Annotated in this window: 18 protein-coding genes; 11 read left to right on the top strand and 7 right to left on the bottom strand. The window is 33.2% G+C overall.

Features of this window, described 5'->3' with window-relative positions:
- Positions 1 to 2: 2 nt before the first annotated feature.
- Both CAV_RS06010 and CAV_RS06015 read left to right on the top strand, forming a co-directional pair.
- Positions 3 to 572 (top strand): Tgt2/MlaC family protein, encoded by a 570-nt coding sequence (locus tag CAV_RS06010; protein ID WP_094325623.1) that lies wholly within the window; start codon positions 3 to 5, stop codon positions 570 to 572.
- The gene (locus CAV_RS06015) at positions 572 to 2,983 is read left to right on the top strand and encodes an efflux RND transporter permease subunit (RefSeq protein WP_094325624.1); all 2,412 of its coding nucleotides are present in this window, start codon (positions 572 to 574) and stop codon (positions 2,981 to 2,983) included. The genes CAV_RS06010 and CAV_RS06015 overlap by 1 nt, the downstream gene beginning before the upstream one ends.
- 75 nt (positions 2,984 to 3,058) lie before the next feature.
- Here CAV_RS06015 and rdgB read toward each other — a convergent pair whose 3' ends face one another.
- Positions 3,059 to 3,652 carry an RdgB/HAM1 family non-canonical purine NTP pyrophosphatase gene (rdgB, locus tag CAV_RS06020; protein WP_094325625.1) on the bottom strand — a complete coding sequence of 198 codons (594 nt, stop codon included), beginning with the start codon at positions 3,650 to 3,652 and terminating at the stop codon, positions 3,059 to 3,061.
- A 101-nt stretch (positions 3,653 to 3,753) separates the two neighbouring features.
- On the opposite strand from rdgB, the gene CAV_RS06025 reads away from it, so the two are divergent.
- Both CAV_RS06025 and CAV_RS06030 read left to right on the top strand, forming a co-directional pair.
- The gene (locus CAV_RS06025; RefSeq protein ID WP_094325626.1) at positions 3,754 to 5,112 is read left to right on the top strand and encodes an MFS transporter; all 1,359 of its coding nucleotides are present in this window, start codon (positions 3,754 to 3,756) and stop codon (positions 5,110 to 5,112) included.
- 3 nt (positions 5,113 to 5,115) lie between these two features.
- Positions 5,116 to 5,856, top strand: a complete 741-nt coding sequence (locus CAV_RS06030; RefSeq protein ID WP_094325627.1) for a bifunctional thiol oxidoreductase — start codon at positions 5,116 to 5,118, stop codon at positions 5,854 to 5,856.
- On the opposite strand, the gene CAV_RS06035 is transcribed toward CAV_RS06030, so the two are convergent.
- Positions 5,849 to 6,508, bottom strand: coding sequence for an MqnA/MqnD/SBP family protein (locus tag CAV_RS06035; protein WP_094325628.1), 660 nt, complete (start codon positions 6,506 to 6,508; stop codon positions 5,849 to 5,851). The genes CAV_RS06030 and CAV_RS06035 overlap by 8 nt on opposite strands.
- A gap of 8 nt (positions 6,509 to 6,516) precedes the next feature.
- Positions 6,517 to 7,908, bottom strand: a complete 1,392-nt coding sequence (gltX, locus tag CAV_RS06040; RefSeq protein ID WP_094325629.1) for a glutamate--tRNA ligase — start codon at positions 7,906 to 7,908, stop codon at positions 6,517 to 6,519.
- A 69-nt stretch (positions 7,909 to 7,977) separates the two neighbouring features.
- Here gltX and CAV_RS06045 point away from each other — a divergent pair, with 69 nt between their 5' ends.
- Positions 7,978 to 8,790 carry a peptidyl-prolyl cis-trans isomerase gene (locus tag CAV_RS06045; protein WP_157676340.1) on the top strand — a complete coding sequence of 271 codons (813 nt, stop codon included), beginning with the start codon at positions 7,978 to 7,980 and terminating at the stop codon, positions 8,788 to 8,790.
- Between the two features lie 35 nt (positions 8,791 to 8,825).
- Here the strand turns inward: CAV_RS06045 and CAV_RS06050 are convergent, their stop codons facing one another.
- The 3 genes from CAV_RS06050 to accB form a co-directional block, all read right to left on the bottom strand.
- Positions 8,826 to 9,353, bottom strand: a complete 528-nt coding sequence (locus CAV_RS06050; protein ID WP_148131227.1) for an ATP synthase subunit B family protein — start codon at positions 9,351 to 9,353, stop codon at positions 8,826 to 8,828.
- Positions 9,354 to 9,673: 320 nt separating this feature from the next.
- Positions 9,674 to 11,005, bottom strand: coding sequence for an acetyl-CoA carboxylase biotin carboxylase subunit (locus CAV_RS06055; RefSeq protein ID WP_094325632.1), 1,332 nt, complete (start codon positions 11,003 to 11,005; stop codon positions 9,674 to 9,676).
- Positions 11,006 to 11,011: 6 nt separating this feature from the next.
- On the bottom strand, positions 11,012 to 11,470 hold the full coding sequence (gene accB / locus CAV_RS06060; protein WP_094325633.1) for an acetyl-CoA carboxylase biotin carboxyl carrier protein: 459 nt from the start codon (positions 11,468 to 11,470) through the stop codon (positions 11,012 to 11,014).
- A 124-nt stretch (positions 11,471 to 11,594) separates the two neighbouring features.
- Between accB and dcd the strand changes: the two genes are divergently transcribed.
- From dcd to CAV_RS06090, 6 genes are read left to right on the top strand one after another with little or no spacing between them, the layout of a single operon-like run.
- Positions 11,595 to 12,155 carry a dCTP deaminase gene (gene dcd / locus CAV_RS06065; protein WP_094325634.1) on the top strand — a complete coding sequence of 187 codons (561 nt, stop codon included), beginning with the start codon at positions 11,595 to 11,597 and terminating at the stop codon, positions 12,153 to 12,155.
- A gap of 53 nt (positions 12,156 to 12,208) precedes the next feature.
- A complete protein-coding gene (gene pseB / locus CAV_RS06070) occupies positions 12,209 to 13,213 on the top strand; it encodes a UDP-N-acetylglucosamine 4,6-dehydratase (inverting) (protein WP_094325635.1) in 1,005 nt (334 codons plus the stop codon).
- Entirely contained in the window at positions 13,213 to 14,346 is a 1,134-nt protein-coding gene (pseC, locus tag CAV_RS06075; protein ID WP_094325636.1) for a UDP-4-amino-4,6-dideoxy-N-acetyl-beta-L-altrosamine transaminase, read from the top strand. The genes pseB and pseC overlap by 1 nt, the downstream gene beginning before the upstream one ends.
- 1 nt (position 14,347) lies before the next feature.
- The gene (locus tag CAV_RS06080; protein WP_094325802.1) at positions 14,348 to 15,823 is read left to right on the top strand and encodes an amino acid adenylation domain-containing protein; all 1,476 of its coding nucleotides are present in this window, start codon (positions 14,348 to 14,350) and stop codon (positions 15,821 to 15,823) included.
- On the top strand, positions 15,810 to 16,511 hold the full coding sequence (locus CAV_RS06085) for a GNAT family N-acetyltransferase (RefSeq protein ID WP_094325637.1): 702 nt from the start codon (positions 15,810 to 15,812) through the stop codon (positions 16,509 to 16,511). The genes CAV_RS06080 and CAV_RS06085 overlap by 14 nt, the downstream gene beginning before the upstream one ends.
- A gap of 9 nt (positions 16,512 to 16,520) precedes the next feature.
- Entirely contained in the window at positions 16,521 to 16,745 is a 225-nt protein-coding gene (locus tag CAV_RS06090) for an acyl carrier protein (RefSeq protein WP_094325638.1), read from the top strand.
- Here CAV_RS06090 and CAV_RS06095 read toward each other — a convergent pair.
- Positions 16,735 to 17,970 (bottom strand): DUF2920 family protein, encoded by a 1,236-nt coding sequence (locus tag CAV_RS06095; protein ID WP_094325639.1) that lies wholly within the window; start codon positions 17,968 to 17,970, stop codon positions 16,735 to 16,737. The two genes, CAV_RS06090 and CAV_RS06095, sit on opposite strands and share 11 nt — an antisense overlap.
- Positions 17,971 to 17,995: the final 25 nt, after the last annotated feature.

Genomic DNA, 17,995 nt, shown 5'->3' on the forward strand with positions numbered 1-17,995 from the left:
GTATGAAAAAAATTGCATTAATCTTGCTTTTACTTTGTCAAAGTTTTTTCGCCCTAGAGCTTGATAATATAGAAAAAACCATGCAAACAAACATCGACAAAGCCTTGCTAGCTATTAAAAATAATCAAGATAAAACAAAGGCTGCAAATGAAATTTTCACCCTTTTTGACCCGATTTTTGATTTTGAACTAATGGCTAAGCTAAGTTTGTCTAAGAAATTTAACTCTCTTAGCGAACAAGAAAAACAAATTTACAACAAGGCCTTTGAAAAACAGCTAAAAACAAGCTTTACAAACAAATTAAGCCTTTATACTAACCAAGAATTAAAGGTTAAAGGTGGCAAAAAAACCAAAGAAAATCGCTATGAGCTTTTAACGCAGATGGTGGTTGATGGCGAGCTAAAAAACATAATCTTTAAATTTTATGATAATAAAAAAAGCTGGCTAATTTATGATGTTGATTTGCTTGGAGTTAGCATAGTTCAAACTTATAGGTCCCAGTTTAAGGATTTGTTAGAAAAAGGCTCTTTTGATGATATTTTAAAAAGCCTTGAAAATGTAAGCTTTGATTAATGCTTAAATTTTTACTAAAAACCCTTATAAAATACAACAAAGCAGGCTTTATTCTCACAAGCTTGCTTTGTATTTTTTTGTCATTTTTTGCAACAAAACTTAACATAGACGCTAGCCCTGAGACACTGCTTTTAGAGGATGATAAGGACTTAAGGCTCTTTAGAGAGCTTTCCTCACATTTTAAAGATAATGACTTTTTAATACTTGCTTATGAAAATAAAAATGAAAGCTTATTTTCCAAGGCAAATTTAGAACTTATGCAAAAAATACACAAGGATTTAGAAAAGCTAGAAGAAAGCGAGAAAATTCTAAGCATCGTAAATGCTGTCTTGCTTCAAAGCAGCGACACTAAAAGCTTAGATGAGCTTATAAAAAATCCCCAAAATATCTTTGATAAAGATGTGAATTTAAGCAAGGCCAAGGTTGAAATTACTAACAATCCATTCTATGTAAACAATCTTATATCAAAGGATTTAAAAAGTGCGGCATTTATCATATATCTAAAAGCAGATGAAAGATATAAAGAACTTGTAAGATTAAGAGATGAGGCAAATGAAGAGGATAAAGATAAGTTTAGACTAGAGCTTAAAAAGCACCAAGAAAGCGAGCTTAAAAAACAAGAAAAGCTTATAAAAGATATAAGAGCCATCATAGAAAAATACCAAACAAATGATGTCGTGCTTCACCTTGGCGGGGTCAAGATGATAGTTAATGACATGATAAGCTACATCAAAAAAGACATGCTAAGCTATTCTTTAGCACTCATACTATTGCTTGCATTTGCTTTGTGGCTGTTTTTTAGGCAGCTTCGTTTTATATTGATTGCACTTTTTATATGCTTTATATCTTTATTTACTGTGAGTGGAATTTTCGCACTTAGCAATTTTTCTATAACGGTAATTTCATCAAATTTCGTGCCCCTACTTTTAATCATAAGCTTATCGCTAATAATACACCTAAACACGCATTTTATAGAATACTCTAACAAATTTAAAAAGGCTTCAAATTCTCACATAGTGCTAGCAACGCTATTATCTAAAGCAAAGCCAAGCTTTTACGCTATCTTAACCACGGCCATAGGCTTTTTAAGTCTCATTTTTTCAAACATCAAGCCTGTAATAGACCTTGGAATTATGATGAGCGTGGCTATATTCGTGGCCTTGATACTTTCTTATGTGTATTTTGCCTGCATTATGTCCTTGCTTAAAAAAAGAAAATATGTAAATACAGCAAATTTAAGCTTTTTAAGAAAAATAGCCAAATTTAGCGTAAAAAAATCCTCGATAATTTACTTTTTATCCTTGCTAATCATAACAATTTCGCTCATTGGCATATCAAAACTAAGGGTTGAAAATTCCTTTGTATCGTATTTTAAAGACAGCAGCGAAATCAAACAAGGAATGCTTGAAATAGACCAAAAACTGGGCGGCACAATCCCACTTGATATAATCGTAAAATTCAAAGATAAAGAAAAGCAAGAAGAAAATTTAGATAGCTTTGAGGCTGAATTTAACGAGCTTAGCAAAAAGGACACATACTTTTTTGACGCAAGAAAAAGCAGGATAGCTAAAGAGCTACACGAATTTTTGCAAAAACAAGATTTTGTCGCCTCTGTCATGTCTTTTAACAGCTTGCTAGAATTTGGCAAAATCTTAAATGATGGTAAAAATTTAGATGATTTTAGCCTAGCTTTTTTAAATGAAAATATGCCAGACAAACTAAAGCAAGATTTGCTAAATCCTTATATAAGTATGGAATTTAACGAATTTAGATTTGCGATGCGGATAATGGATTCTAACGAAAGCTTGGTTAGAGCAGAATTTTTAAAGAATTTAGAAAAAAATAGCAAAGAATTATTAAAAGATGAGGATGTAGAGATTTACATAACAAATATAATGTTACTTTATAACAACATGCTTCAAAGCCTTTTTTCATCGCAGTTTGATACACTGTGCTTTGTTGTAATAGCTATTTTTGTGCTTTTCATCTTTGTATTTAAAAGCGTGAAATTAGCTAGCATAGCCATCATTTCAAATTTAATCCCGCTTAGCCTTGTCTTTGCCATCATGGGCTTTTTAAACATACCGCTTGATTTAATGAGTATAACAATAGCAGCCATTTCAATAGGCATAGGAGTGGATGATAGCATTCATTACATACATAGATTTCAAAAGGAAAAGCAACGACACAGCACCTTAAAATCCATACTCATAGCACATTCTCAAATAGGTGCTGCACTGTTTTACACCACTGTTGCTGTTGTTCTTGGCTTTGGGATTATGCTAAGTAGTGAATTTATGCCTACTATTTATTTTGGCTTACTAACGGTGCTTGTTATGATTTTCTTGCTAAGCGGCTCTTTACTGTTGCTAGCTAGCTTGCTTTCAAGCTTTGTTAGGAAAAATAAATAGAAAAAGCCATATAAACCACATACAAAAATACAGCTATGGATATATAATACAAAAATGTTTTCATAAAATGCCTTTTTAAAAAAGTTTTAAAATTCTTTTCATTAGCTTAAGAGCCTTTGCACGGTGAGAAATGTTGTTTTTAAGCTCAGGGCTAAGCTGGGCTAAGGTTTTATCATAAGTTCTTGGGATAAATAAAGAATCATAGCCAAAGCCATTTTCGCCAAGCTCTTTATCTATAACAAAACCTCTTAAAACCCCGTTTGTAAAGCACTCGCCATAAAAAGAGCGAAGAGCTATAACACACTTAAAATAAGCCTTGCTTTTATTTAAATTTAAAGAATTAAGCTCAAAAATTAACTTTTTTCTATTTGCCTCATCACTTTTTTGCCCTGAAAATCTAGCTGAAAAAATGCCTGGACGCCCGTTTAAAGCCTCTACACAAAGTCCACTATCATCACTTAAAACTATAAATTCTTTCCTTTGCTTTTCGTTTAAGTTTTCATAAACAGCCCTTGCTTTTATAAGGGCATTTTCCCTAAAACTTGAGCCATTTTCCTCTATCTCGCCTTTGTAAAATTCAGCTAAAGAAAAAAGCTCAAAGCCCTTAAGCAAAGCTTTAAATTCATTTATCTTGCCTTCATTTGAGCTAGCTATTATTATCCTTTTCATAGCCTAAGTTTAAAAAAAATTTTTAAACTAAGCATAAATAGTACTTACCTTTCATAAGCTAAAAGATAGTAAAATCATCTTTTTTTAAACTAGGATTTGATATGTTAAAAAGTGTTTTACCTCTTTCTTTCATAGTGGCAACTAGGTTTTTTGGACTTTTCATAGTCTTGCCTGTGCTTTCTTTGTATTCTGCTGAGCTAAAAGGAGCTAATGACTTTTACATAGGGCTTTTAGTGGGACTTTATGCCTTAGCACAGGTGCTTTTTCAAGTGCCTTTTGGAATTTTAAGCGATAAGATAGGTAGAAAAAAAGCCTTGCTCTTAGGGCTTGTGATCTTTATAATAGGCTCTATAATTTGTGCAAATGCAAGCGATATTTACACTATGATGTTAGGGCGAACCTTACAAGGTGCTGGAGCGATTGGAGCTGTGGCAACCGCTATGATAAGTGATTTTGTGGTGGAAGAACAAAGAACTAAGGCTATGGCTATAATGGGTATGTTCATAGGACTTGCCTTTGCCTCATCTATGATAATAGCTCCTATTATGAGTGCTAAATTTGGACTAACAAGCCTTTTTAATCTAAGCACAGCACTTACGATACTTTGTATAATCTTGCTTTTTACCGCCGTGCCAAAGGAAGTGAAATTAAAACACGAAAACGCAAAAACGGGGCTTAAAAACTTTTTCATAGAAAAGAATTTCGCTATTATGAACTTAACAAATTTTATGCAAAAAATGCTTATGAGCATAGCTTTTTTTAGCATTCCTATAGTGCTTGTAGATACTCTTTCTTATCCAAAGGATGAGCTTTATAAAATTTATGCTCTTGCTATGATTTTTGGTTTTTTAGCTATGGGTATGGCTGGTGCTTTAGGAGAAAAAAGAGCTCTAGCAAAGCAAATTTTACTTTTTGGGGTGTTTTTATTTATCATCTACTGCCTTTTAAGCTTTGTAAGCATATACGCTTATGATTATTTTTTATATAAATACGCTTACACTCTTATAAAATATGACTTTGCCTTTGATTTATTTTTAGCAGCTGTCTTTGTATTTTTCATAGCCTTTAACCTGCACGAGCCTATAATGCAAAGCTGTGCTTCTAAATTTGCTAAGGTTAATGAAAAGGGCGTGGCTTTGGGTGTTTTTAATGCCTTTGGTTATCTTGGAAGCTTTCTTGGCGGGATTTTGATAGGACTTGCCTTTCATTATAAGCTTAGCATACAAGCCTTTTTAGCCCTAGGTATACTATCAGCCTTATGGCTTATAATCCTAGTCTTTTTAAAAAATCCAAAGGATTTTAAAAATATCTATCTTAATCTAGATAAAAGGCTAAATTTAAAGGAAATCAAAGCTCTTAAAGGCGTGATAGATGTGTATGAAAATTCAAAAAATCTTGTAATAAAATTTGATAGCAAAATCACAAATCAAGATGAAATTTTAAATAAAATCAAAGGATAAAAGATGAAAAAAACATTAGTATTTTTGCCTCTAGCCTTTAGCCTTGCTTTTTGTGCTAGTAATACGCAGATAAAAAAATTCTACGAGGATGCCTTAAAAGAAAGACTTGAGGGAGTTAAGGTTGAAATTTTAAAAAGAGAAAAGCTGCCAGACACAGACTTTGAAGCAGTTACTGTGAAATTTAGCGCCAAAGGTATGAGCCAAGAAGATTTGATTTTCACAAAGGATAATATCATAGCACCTGATATAATAGATGTAAAGCAAAATATATCTTATAAGCAAAGCTATGAATTAAAAAAGATGGAGAAAGAAAGAGAAAATTTTAGCAAAAAAGCCCTAAAAGAACTAGAAAAAGAAAAGATGATAATCTCTCTTGGAGATAAAAACAAACCGCTTCTTTATGTTTTTAGCGATCCTGAATGTCCGTATTGTAGAATGCATCTTAAAAATATAAGACAGGAGTTAAAAACTCATCAAATGAAACTTATACTAACGCCTGTGCATGGCATTAGTGCCTTTGATAAAGCCGCACTAATTTATAAAGAAAGCAAAAATGCAAAAAGCGATGAAGAAAAGATAAAAATCTTAGAAAAATACTACGATGAAAAGATAGCTCATTATTCGCAAAGAGGCACAAATTCTTTAAAGGTTGATGAAAAAGAGGTAGAAGCGGTAAAAAAATTATATGAAAAATACTCCTCTTTAGGTCTTAGAGCTGTGCCTATGATAATAGAGGCTAAGTAGATTTTAAAAGGCTTTGAAATTTTTTCAAGGCCCTTTTTTCCTTTACTCCAATTTTATAATAAATTAGTTCTAAATACTCCTTTATATCTTTTTTGCAAATTCCTCTTTGCTCTTCGTATTTTTCTAGTATGTAATTTGGAATTTTTATCTTCGCTTTTAGAAAATTCTTAAGCATTCTTTCATAAAAGTCTTTGTGTTTAAGGCAAGAAAAGCGTCCAAAGACAAAGGGTAGTCCTGTTTTTTCATACCAAAGCTCACATAAATCAATGTAAAGTTCTTTATTTTCAAGGTAAGCTTTCAAGGCTCTATCACCTATGATGACCTTGCCATCTTGTTTTAGAATTTTAGCAAGAGCATTTGAACTAGCTGAGCTGCTGTCCTTTTCATAGCTGGTGTTTTTGCAAACTAAAACGCTTAAGACCTTTTTATTCGCACAAATTCCCACATCAAGCGTCTTATATTTTTTCTTAAAACTCTCTATGCTAGAAATCATACTCGCATCAATTAACCTGTTGGCTAAAGCCTTATTCATCTTGCTTGGCACACCGCTTTTATAAGCCATAGCCTTTTTTATGCCACTTGGCAGGGGGTATTTTTTCATATAAATATGCAAGGGCAATAAATTTATATAATCAATCTTTGCAAAAATCAAAGCTCATCCTAAATCTTAGCTAAGAAGGCAAGAAAATTTTTAATCCTAGCCCTTAGCTCCTCTACTCCTAAAAACTCCAAAAGCTCAAAGATACTAGGACTAACGCTTTTGCCTGTGATAGCTAGTCTTAAAGGCTGTGCTAAGTCCTTTAAGACTAGCTTGTTTTGAGCTAAAAACTCATTTGTAAAACTTTCATACTCGGCTGCATTCTTTTTTTCTTCTATGCATTGTGAGTATTTTTCTAAAATTTTACCTGAGTTTTCATTTATGAATTTTTTTATGCCCTTTTCATCGTAGCTTTGAGGCTGATTTATAATGTCTTTTGCGCTATTTATAATATCTAGCAAGGTTTTAGCCCTAGATCTTAACATATCTAGTAAAAACTCAGCATTTTTAATGGCATCTAAGTCAAAGCCTAAATTCTTTAAATGAGCTTTTAAAGTTTCAAAAGGAAGAGTTTTTATGTAGTGCTCATTAAGCCAATCAAGCTTTTTGAAATCACAAGATGAGGCACTTTTGCTAATATGCTTTGGAGAAAAAAGCCTTTTTAAATCCTGTATAGAAAAAATTTCATCATCGCCGTGACTCCAGCCCAAACGCACTAAAAAATTTAGCAAAGCCTCAGGCAAAATCCCCATAGTCTTATACTCCATAACATCAGTAGCTCCGTCTCTTTTAGAAAGTTTTTTTCCGCTTTGAGAATGTATCATAGCCACGTGATAAAATTTCGGCACCGCAAAGCCTAAAGCCTCGTAAAGTATGATTTGTTTAGGCGTGTTTGATAAATGATCATCTCCTCTTATAACATCGCTAACACCCATTAAAGCATCATCAACAACAACAGTGAAATTATAAGTAGGGCTTCCATCACTTCTTGCTATAACAAAATCATCTACTATATCATCTGCCTTAAAGCATACCCTACCCTTTATACCATCATCAAAAGCTATTTCTCCGCTTAAAGGAGCCTTTATACGCACCACAGGATCCACTCCCTTAGGTGCTTCTCCTTTAAAATCTCTATAACGTCCGTCATATCTTGGTCTTTGCTTTGCTGCTTCTTGACTAGCTCTTAGCATATCTAGCTCGTCCTTACTCATATAGCAATAATAAGCCTTACCCTCATCTAAGAGCTTTTGTATGTATTTTTTATATATATCAAACCTTTGTGATTGATAAAGCACCTCAGAGTCATAATCTAAACCACACCACTTAAAAGCCTCTAATATAGCCTTTGTAGCCTCTAAAGAATTTCTTTTTAAATCTGTATCCTCTATACGAAGTAAGAATTTTCCCCCATTTTTTCTAGCATAAAGATAATTATAAAGTGCGGTTCTAAGCCCTCCTATGTGTAAGTATCCAGTTGGAGAAGGTGCAAAACGAGTTACTACTTTTTTCATTTATCTTTCCTTAATTTTTATACACTTAAAATTGTTATAATGCCTTTTAAACACTTAAAAAGGCTTAAAATGAGGATTTTTTTACTGCTTTTTATGATTTTTGCGCTTTCTTATGCAAGGCAAATCAACGCAATAGCTCTAACAGTAGATCAAGAAATCATAACAGAGTACGAAATTTCAAAGCTTATGCAAGAAAAAAAAATATCAAAACAAGAGGCTATCAATGAACTAATCGATGATAAATTAGAACTTGCAGAAATCAAAAAATATAAAATTTTCGTCAATGAATTTGAGCTTGAAAACGAAATGAATAAAATGCTTATGCAAAGCAACAGCTCCTTAAATCAACTAAAAGCAAATTTAAGTAAAAAAGATTTTCAAAAGGCTAAGGAAAATTTCAAAAAACAGCTTGAAAAAAGAAGGCTATACGAAGCTTTGGTAAGTGCTTATAAGGTGGATACTAGCGAGCAAGGCTTAAGGAGTTATTATGATAGCAATCCTGATGACTTTGTTATTTTCACGCAAATTTCAGTTGAAGTTTTAAGCTCAAGTGAGGCTAGCGAGCTTGAAAAACTAAAAACTAGTAAAAGAAAAGCGGCTTCTATACAAAGTGAAAGTGTAATCTTATCGCCCCAAAATAGCGACATTAGACTGCTAGCCTTTCTATCTCGCCTAAAGCCTGGGGAATACACTCCAATCATGCAAAATAACGATATTTTTATGATGTATAAGGTCAAAAATAAAGAGCAGGCACAAACCCTGGCATTTGATGAAATAAAAAGTGAAATAACAAATCTTTATGCAAGCAAGCAAAGAGAGGAATACCTCAGCGATTATTTTAACAAGCTAAGAGCTAAGGCCGATATAAAGTATTTAAGATGAATTTTAAGTAGCTTTAAGAGGCTAGACACAAAACTTTAAGTGTTTTGCGTTATGCTTTTTACTTCTTCATCAAAAGCTTTTTGTAATCTTTCTAAGATTTTTTGCTTTTCTTCATTTTTAATCTTTATCTCTTCATTTTCCTTTTCTATTTGTCTTTTTCGCCTTTCAGCTGCACTTGGACTAAACGCATCAAACATTCTAAATGCAAAATATAACAAAGCCAAGACTAGGCTTAAAACATCTGAATAGCTAAGCGATATGATAAATGATAGGAAAAACAAGATCACTCTAAGCAAAATATAAACCACAAAAGATTTAATGCAGATTGACATAAAGGTAGATATCTTATTGGTAGGCTCAACTTCTAATTCTTTTAAAGGTTGTATATAAGGAGTATTATACGAAAAATTTTTAGTATGATTTGTAAGCATACGCACCTTGTAATAACCCATGCCTGTATTAACAGCAAACAGAGCCACTTTATCTCCATCTTTAAAAACAAAATCTCCGTCTAATCTAAAAGATTTATTATCTATATCAAAATTTACAAAATGTTTGTGCACAGTTTTAATATCTCCATCAATTGAACCTGTAGTCTTTCCACGTATATTTCCTTTTACGCCAGCTGTGCCAAACAAATGTTTGTCTATGTAAGAGCTCTCAATTTTTCCGTCTGTATAACCCTCTATCTTACCCTTAACATAACCCGTTGTATCACTAAAAGTTTCCCTTTTACATTAGAGAAACTATTCCTTTAAAAAATTCCATTTTATTTTCCTTTTTGAAATTTAATAAAGGCTAATTTTAGTTTTTTTTTTTTTTGAATTTTGCTTAAATTTTTAAAATGATAAGTAGTATTAAAGAAAAAAAGCAAAACACCAAATCAGTGCTTTGCTAGGTAGGTTGTATCAAAGGTGTTATTTATGAAGTCCGGATTGTCCATCATCTTTCTATGAAAGGTTCTAGTGGTTTTTATGCCCCTTACTATAAGCTCATCTAAAGCCACTCTCATCTTTGCTATGGCGATATTTCTATCCTCGCCCCAAACTACAAGTTTGCCTATCATGGAGTCATAGTAAGGAGGCACGGAGTAATCCTGATAGCAGTGGCTTTCCATGCGGACATTTCTTCCAGCAGGTGCTACATATTTTGTTATCTTGCCCGGATTTGGCACAAAGCTTCTAGAATCCTCAGCTGTTATCCTGCACTCTATAGAATGCCCTCTTAACTTTATGCTATCTTGAGGAGGCAAGGCATAGCCCTCAGCTACCTTAATCATCTGTTCTATTATGTCTATACCGCTTACCATTTCACTTACGCAGTGCTCTACCTGTAAGCGAGTATTCATCTCTATAAAATAAAAGTCTAAATTTTTATCCACCAAAAATTCAAAGGTGCCAGCACCCTCATAACTTATAGCCTTAGCAGCTCTTATGGCAGTTTCGTGCAGTTTTTTCCTAGTTTTTTCATCAAGAAGTATGGCAGGGCTTTCTTCTATGAGCTTTTGATGTCTTCTTTGCATAGAACAGTCTCTTTCGCCTATGTGTATGACATTGCCAAAACTATCTCCTATGATTTGCACTTCGATGTGGCGAGGATTTAAGATACATTTTTCTATATACATAGAACCATCTCCAAAAGCACTCATAGCCTCGCTTTCAGCAGACCAAAAGGCTTTTTCTATATCCTTTTCGCTCTCAACCACACGCATACCACGGCCGCCACCCCCAGCAGCAGCCTTTAAGATAACAGGATAGCCAATTTCTTTTGCCATTTTTTTAGCAGCTTCTACATCTTTTAAGGCCCCATCACTTCCCGGAATTACAGGAATTCCAGCCCTTTTCATAACCTGTTTTGCCTTAGATTTATCGCTCATTAAAACCATAGATTCAACTGAAGGACCTATAAATTTTATGTTGTGCTTAGCGCAAATTTCAACGAAATTTTGATTTTCACTTAAAAAGCCATATCCAGGAAAGATAGCATCAGCCTCGGCTATCTCAGCAGCAGAGATTATAGAGGGTATGTTTAGGTAGCTTTCAGAACTTCTTGCCCCACCTATACAAATACTTGCATCAGCATATCTTAGATAAAGTGCGTCTCTATCAGCCTTTGAATAAACGCAGATAGCTTGTTTGCCCATTTCTTTTATAGTTCTTAAGGCTCTTAGGGCTATTTCTCCACGATTTGCTATTAAAATCTTTTTAATTTCCATACTTTATCACTTTTCAACTACAAATAAAGGCATATCAAACTCAACAGGCTGACCATCATCTACTAAGACTTCTAAAATTTTACAGTCATACTCAGCTTGAATTTCATTCATTATCTTCATAGCTTCTATTATACCTATGGTATCGCCTTTTTTAACAGTCATTCCAGCCCTTACAAAAGGTGCTGCACCAGGACTTGGAGCCTGATAAAATGTTCCTACCATAGGGCTGTTTAATGTCGGTTTATTGCTCTTATGAGGAGTGGCTTCATTTACTACATTTACATTGATTGGTTGTGGTATTGGCTGTGGGCTTGGAGGGCAAACTAAAGCTGCTTCTTGGATTTTTTCTGTTTTTAAGTCTCTATGTAGCTCTATTTCAAAGCCGTCTTTTTCTTTTATCTTTATCTTGCTTATATTTGCTTCTGAAAACATATTTATAAGCTCTTTTATCTCGTTTTTAGTCATAAAATCTCCTAAATATTTTTGGCAAATAATCATTATACGAAGTAAAAAATTAAATTTTAATTAATTTATGCCTTTTAATATTTTTAAGCTATAATTTACAAATATCATAAATAAAAGAGTTTATATGGGTTTAAAAGCTGATAAATGGATAAGACAAATGGCCTTAGAAAAAGAGATGATAAAGCCATTTTGTGAGACAAATGTAGGAAAAGGAGTTGTTAGCTACGGGCTTTCAAGCTATGGCTATGATATAAGGGTTGGTAATGAGTTTAAAATTTTTACAAATGTAAATACCACCGTGATAGACCCTAAAAGTTTTGATAAAAAAAATGTGGTTGATTTTGTGGGTGATGTTTGCATAGTGCCTGCAAATTCCTTTGCTTTAGCTAGAACGGTGGAGTATTTTAAAATGCCAAGAGATGTTTTAGCTATTTGTCTTGGAAAAAGCACCTATGCAAGATGTGGTATAATAGTAAATGTAACGCCCTTTGAGCCCGGATTTGAAGGGCATATAACCATAGAAATTTCAAATACCACTCCCCTACCAGCTAAAATTTATGCAAATGAGGGCATAGCACAGGTTTTATTTTTGCAAGGAGATGAGCCTTGCGAGGTAAGCTATGCTGATAAAAACGGAAAATATCAAAAACAAGAGGGCATAACCCTGCCTAGAATTTTAAAATAATCTTTGGAATACTTTTTGCTAAATTTAAGCAGCAAGGATTGAAAGGTAGCATTATGTTTAACAATAAAAGCATACTCATAACAGGAGGCACAGGCTCTTTTGGCAAGACTTACACAAGCTTACTTTTAAAGCATTATAAACCTGCAAAGATTATCATTTATTCAAGAGATGAGCTAAAGCAAAGCGAGATGGCAAGTCTTTTTAACGCCTCTTGCATGCGTTATTTTATAGGCGATGTTAGGGATTTTGATAGATTAAACACTGCTATGAACGGGGTTGATTATGTAATCCACGCAGCTGCTATGAAGCATGTGCCTGTGGCTGAGTATAATCCTATGGAGTGCATAAAAACAAACATCAACGGCGCACAAAATGTAATAGATGCTTGTATAAAAAATAATATCAAAAAATGTATTGCCCTTTCAACCGATAAGGCTTGCAATCCTGTAAATTTATACGGAGCTACAAAACTAGCTAGTGATAAGCTTTTCATCGCAGCAAATAACCTAGTAGGTGCTAAGCACACCCGCTTTAGCGTTACAAGATATGGAAATGTCGTGGGCTCAAGGGGTTCTGTGGTGCCTTTATTTAAAAGCCTCATTGAAAAAGGAGTTAAAGAACTTCCTATCACAGATGAAAGAATGACTAGGTTTTGGATAAGCCTTGAAGACGGGGTTAAATTCGTCTTTAGCAACTTTGAAAGAATGCACGGCGGAGAAATTTTCATACCAAAAATCCCCTCTATGAAGATAGTAAATTTAGCCAAGGCCATGGCACCAAATTTAGGCATAAAAATCATCGGCATAAGAGCAGGAGAAAAACTACACGAAATAATGATTTCAAGTGATGATAGCCACTTAACTTACGAATTTAAAGACTACTACACCATAGCACCTAGTATAAAATTTTGGGACGAGGAGCTAGACTACTCACAAAATGCCCTAAAAGAAAAGGGCAAAAAGGTGAAAGAAGGCTTTTCATATAGCTCTGATAATAATCCTTCATGGGCGAGCGATGAGGAAATTTTAAAAATCATCTCTCAAACAAAGGCTTTTTAATGCTTACTTATTCTCATCAAAACATAGACAGTAGCGACATAGAAGTTGTGATAAAGGCTTTAAAAGATGATTTTTTAACTGGTGGCTCTAAGGTAGAGGACTTTGAAAAGGCTTTAAGTGAGTATGTTGGAGTAAGATACGCAGCCGTGCTAAATTCAGCTACTTCAGCACTGCACTTAGCTTTCTTAGCACTTGATGTGAAAAATAAAACTGTTTTAAGCCCTGCCATAAGCTTTGCAGCTACTTCAAATGCGGCTATAATGGCTGGAGCAAAGCCTGAATTTATAGACATAAAATCAGATGGAAACATAGATGAAGTAAAGCTTGAGAAAAGATTGAAAGAAAAAAGCGATGATGTGGGTGCGATTTGCGTGGTTGATTTTGCTGGAAATAGCGTAGAAATAGATAAAATTCAAGAACTTGCAAAAAAATACAATATAAAAATCGTAGATGATGCCTCTCATGCTTTAGGAGCTGAATTTAAGGGCAAGAAACTTGGCTCTTTTGCCGATATATCCATATTTTCCTTTCATCCGGTAAAGCCTATAACAACATTTGAGGGCGGTGCTGTTGTAAGCAATGATGAAAGCTTGATAGAAAATGTAAAGCTTTTAAGAAGCCACGGAATTGTAAAAAAAAGGCTATGGGATAATGATATGATAGAGCTTGGTTATAATTATAGACTAAGCGATGTAGCCTGTGCTTTGGGCTTAAATCAGCTAAAAAAATTAGATAAGAATTTAGCAAAAAGAGAGGAAATAGCTAAATTCTACGATGAGGCTTTTGCTAAAAATGAGTATTTTTCGATTATAAAAATCAAAGAGTATAAAAAAAGCACAAGACATCTTTACCCAATACTACTTTATCCTGAGTTTTACTGCAAAAAAGAATTTATATTTCAAGAGCTTTTAAACAGAAACATAGGCGTTCAGGTGCATTACAAACCAAGTTATGAATACACATTTTACAAGAAAAATTTTAAAGAGATTTTTTTAGAAAATGCTGATAATTTTTACAAGGCAGAGCTTAGCATACCAGCACATCAAGAAATGAGTTTAAAAGATGCTGAATTTGTGAAAAAGAATTTGTTTGAAGTGCTTGATTTGGCTAAAAATACATATTGCGATAACTAAGATGATAAGAACTGTTGATGATTTTTTAGAGCAAACTTGCGAAAAATTTGCAAACAAAAAAGCTTTCGTTATGCAAGATGAGAGCTTGAGTTTTGGCGAATTTAATGAGTTAGCAAAGGCTTTAGCAAGTGAAATTTTAAGAAAAAATATAAAAAAATCACCCATTTTAATACTTTTACCAAAAAGCTTACAAGCTTTAATATCTTTTTTTGCAAGCATAAAAAGCGGGAATTTTTATAGTATTTTAGATGAAAAAAGTCCAAGAGAAAGGATAGAAAGAGTTATTAGAATTTTAAAGCCAGAACTCATAATAAAAAGCAAAAATACCCCAAATTTCAATGTAAACAGCATAGATATAGAGGATATAAAAAGCTTTGAGATAGATGAGCCTAGCTTAAACGAAGCAAAAAAGGGCATTATAGATACTGATTTGCAATATGTGCTTTTTACAAGCGGTAGCACAGGAGAGCCAAAGGGCGTTAGCATAAGTCATAAAAGCGTGATTGATTATACCTTATGGGTGTGCGAAACCTTTGATGTGAATGAAAAGGAAATTATAGCAAATCAAGCACCCTTTTATTTTGATAATTCTATCCTAGACATCTTCTCAAGCATAAAGGCTGGAGCTTGTTTGCACCTGCTTAAAAATAAAGACTTTGCCTTTCCGCAAAAAATCCTAAGCTATCTTAAACAACACAAGGTAAGCCTTATATTTTGGGTGCCATCGGTTCTTGTGTATTTTGCAAATACTGAGGCTTTTAAAGAACTTGAACTAAAGGAGCTTAAAAAGGTGCTTTTTTGCGGAGAAATAATGCCTAATAAGCAATTAAATATGATAAGAAAAGAATTAAAACACGCACTTTTTGCAAATTTATACGGACCTACTGAAATCACTGATGTTTGCTCTTACTACATTGTAGATAGAGAATTTAGCGATGATGAGCTTTTGCCCATAGGCAAGGCTTGTGAAAACACTGAACTTTTGGTTTTTGATGAGGATTTAAAACTAATTTATGAGCCTAATGTAAGGGGTGAGCTTTATGTAAGAGGCACATCTCTTTCCTTAGGATATTATGCAAATAAAGAGCAAAGCCAAAAGGCTTTTATGCAAAATCCTCTACACGACAACTACACAGATTTTGTGTATAAAACGGGCGATATAGTAGCTTATAATGAAAGAAAAGAGCTTATTTGTTATGGTAGAAGCGATAGCCAAATCAAATACCTAGGACACAGGATAGAACTAGGAGAAATAGAAGCTGCCATAAATTCACACGAAAAGGTAAGAAACTGCGTAGTGCTTTTTAAAGATGAAATTTTTTGTTTTTACGAAAGCGATGAGGATTTGAGTTTCAAGCACTTTTTAAAGGATAAACTAGCTAGTTTTGCAATACCTAAAAAATTCATTAGAGTTGATAATTTTGAGTTAAATGCAAATTCTAAGATAGATAGAAAGGCACTGCTTGAGCGAATTTAAAGAATTTGAAGAGGATTTTAAAAAAGGATTTTTGCTAAGTAATTTTACTAATTCCTTAGATGAGCTTGAAAAAATGAAAATAAAAAAGCTTAAAAACTCTTATTTTTTCAAGGATAAAAATCTAAATTTGCTATATTATTTTATAAATGAGGAAGAGAATTTTTACCTAGATAAAACCTATATAACTTTGTTTGCAAAAAATGAAAAAATGCTTTCAAAACATCAAAATTTTTTGAGAAAAAATTCCTTCGTTTTATGCGAACATTACAGGCAAATGAAGCTGGAAAATAAAGGGCAAAATTATGAAGCAAAAGACATAGAAAAGTGCTTAAAAGATGAAAAAAAAGAGCTTATAAGCTTTATGCTTGAGTATTTTAACAAGGATTATATCTTTTATTATAATGAGGAAAATTTAGACGAAAACAATGCCTTAATTTATAAAAAAAATGGATTTATAAAGGCTGGATTAATCTTTAGCACTTCCTTAAACCAAGCCAACATAGACTTCATAGCCTCAAGCGAAAAAGGCTTAGCCAAAGAGCTAATGCAAGGCTTTTTCAAACTAAACAAAGAGGCTAAATTTTTCAAACTTTTTGTAAAAGATGACAATGAAAGAGCCATAAAATTTTATGAAAAATTTGGCTTTAAATTTAACGATACTGTGCTAAATTTTTACAAAAATTTTTAAGGTTGTTTTATGCAAGAAATCAAAGAACTTTTCAAAAGCATAGATAGAGATGATTGTGATGAAAGTATGCAAGAAATGGTAAGCGATGACATCATAGATAGCGTAGATGTTATGGCACTTGTAGCTGCTATAGAGAAAAAATATCAGAAAAAATTAGCGCCAAAATTCATAGTAGCTGAAAATTTTGAAAGCTTTGACGCTATAAAAAAGATGTTAAAAGAAGCTATGTCTTAAGTTTTTTAATCTCTAGCTTAAGCTTTGTTTTCATATCTTTAAAGCTAAAAAGCTCATTATCGCACACATAACTTATGCTCTTATCCTCCGTGCTTGGCTTGTAATCTTGTAATTTTTCTAAAAGCAAAGGTAGTTCTCTTTTAAGCATAAGCTTGTTTGAAAGCCCTAGACCGTGTTCTGTATTTTTGATAAATTTACCGTCTATGTCCTTTTTAGAAAACAAAAGTAAGTTAGCATCAAAGCCAAAATGCTTTAAAAGTTCGTAAAATTCTCTTTTTTTATCAGGATTTGCATCTGATTTATCATCAATGCCTTGATAAGCTATGTAAATTGTCTTATTATTTTTTAAAGCCTGTTTGGATAAATGCTCCTTATCTAGTAAAACCCTTATGGCAAGATTTGATTTTTTAAAATAATAAGGGCTATTTTCATCTAAGCTCCACATACTTTTAGCATTTATAATAAAAAAGCTATCAATGGCGTCAAAATCGTAATACAGTTCGAACTTATCCATATACTCACCCAAAAAATACCAAAGCACAGGAGCCACAGGAGAGGAGTTATCAACAACAGCTTGAATGCCTAAGGGATAAAATTTTGCCATCAAATTTGCTATATAAGCACCGTAAGACCCCCCCCCCACGATTGTTGGGAGGTGGTGAAGTTTAAAGGTATTTTGTATAAATTTCAAGGCATTGATATGATCAAGTGCTGCCATAACGCCGTAGTTTTGATACTCATCATTTGGAGGAACGGCTAAAAATTTACGAACATTTTTAGCGCCTTTATCCTCAATCTTGCCCTCTTTTTTAAGCTGAACTAAAAGTTTGCCTAATTCTATGCTAATGGAAAAAGCATTAGCCTTACTTAAACCGTCTTTTGCCTTTAGATTAAAAAAGTTCAAAGCTATCTCTAGCTGTTTTAAACCCTCATCATTCATTTCAAATGTGCAAGAATACCTCTTATCTTGCTCGTTGTGCCTTATAGCAAAGCAATGATGAAAAACATGCACTACTAAGATATTAAATTTTTTTGCCAAGGCTACTCTTGCACTGTCTAAAAAGGATAAATTTGTATTAGCTCCAAAGCCTCCTATATCAAAAACTATGGCTTTAAGCTCCTTTGTATCATCATAAGAAATTCTAAACTCAAGCTTTGATTTTCTTTTTATATTAAGCTCATAATCATCACAAGAGTTTATAAAAAATGTTTCATTTACCAGCATAAACAACCTTTTTTTGAAAAAATTA

This window comes from Campylobacter avium LMG 24591 (assembly GCF_002238335.1).
GTDB lineage: Bacteria > Campylobacterota > Campylobacteria > Campylobacterales > Campylobacteraceae > Campylobacter_D > Campylobacter_D avium.

Bases quoted from the DNA above. Each gene is read 5' to 3' on its own strand.
- CAV_RS06010 (WP_094325623.1), top strand. From the start codon at position 3: ATGAAAAAAATTGCATTAATCTTGCTTTTACTTTGTCAAAGTTTTTTC.
- CAV_RS06015 (WP_094325624.1), top strand. From the start codon at position 572: ATGCTTAAATTTTTACTAAAAACCCTTATAAAATACAACAAAGCAGGC.
- rdgB (WP_094325625.1), bottom strand. From the start codon at position 3,652: ATGAAAAGGATAATAATAGCTAGCTCAAATGAAGGCAAGATAAATGAA.
- CAV_RS06025 (WP_094325626.1), top strand. From the start codon at position 3,754: ATGTTAAAAAGTGTTTTACCTCTTTCTTTCATAGTGGCAACTAGGTTT.
- CAV_RS06030 (WP_094325627.1), top strand. From the start codon at position 5,116: ATGAAAAAAACATTAGTATTTTTGCCTCTAGCCTTTAGCCTTGCTTTT.
- gltX (WP_094325629.1), bottom strand. From the start codon at position 7,908: ATGAAAAAAGTAGTAACTCGTTTTGCACCTTCTCCAACTGGATACTTA.
- CAV_RS06045 (WP_157676340.1), top strand. From the start codon at position 7,978: ATGAGGATTTTTTTACTGCTTTTTATGATTTTTGCGCTTTCTTATGCA.
- CAV_RS06055 (WP_094325632.1), bottom strand. From the start codon at position 11,005: ATGGAAATTAAAAAGATTTTAATAGCAAATCGTGGAGAAATAGCCCTA.
- accB (WP_094325633.1), bottom strand. From the start codon at position 11,470: ATGACTAAAAACGAGATAAAAGAGCTTATAAATATGTTTTCAGAAGCA.
- dcd (WP_094325634.1), top strand. From the start codon at position 11,595: ATGGGTTTAAAAGCTGATAAATGGATAAGACAAATGGCCTTAGAAAAA.
- pseB (WP_094325635.1), top strand. From the start codon at position 12,209: ATGTTTAACAATAAAAGCATACTCATAACAGGAGGCACAGGCTCTTTT.
- pseC (WP_094325636.1), top strand. From the start codon at position 13,213: ATGCTTACTTATTCTCATCAAAACATAGACAGTAGCGACATAGAAGTT.
- CAV_RS06080 (WP_094325802.1), top strand. From the start codon at position 14,348: ATGATAAGAACTGTTGATGATTTTTTAGAGCAAACTTGCGAAAAATTT.
- CAV_RS06090 (WP_094325638.1), top strand. From the start codon at position 16,521: ATGCAAGAAATCAAAGAACTTTTCAAAAGCATAGATAGAGATGATTGT.
- CAV_RS06095 (WP_094325639.1), bottom strand. From the start codon at position 17,970: ATGCTGGTAAATGAAACATTTTTTATAAACTCTTGTGATGATTATGAG.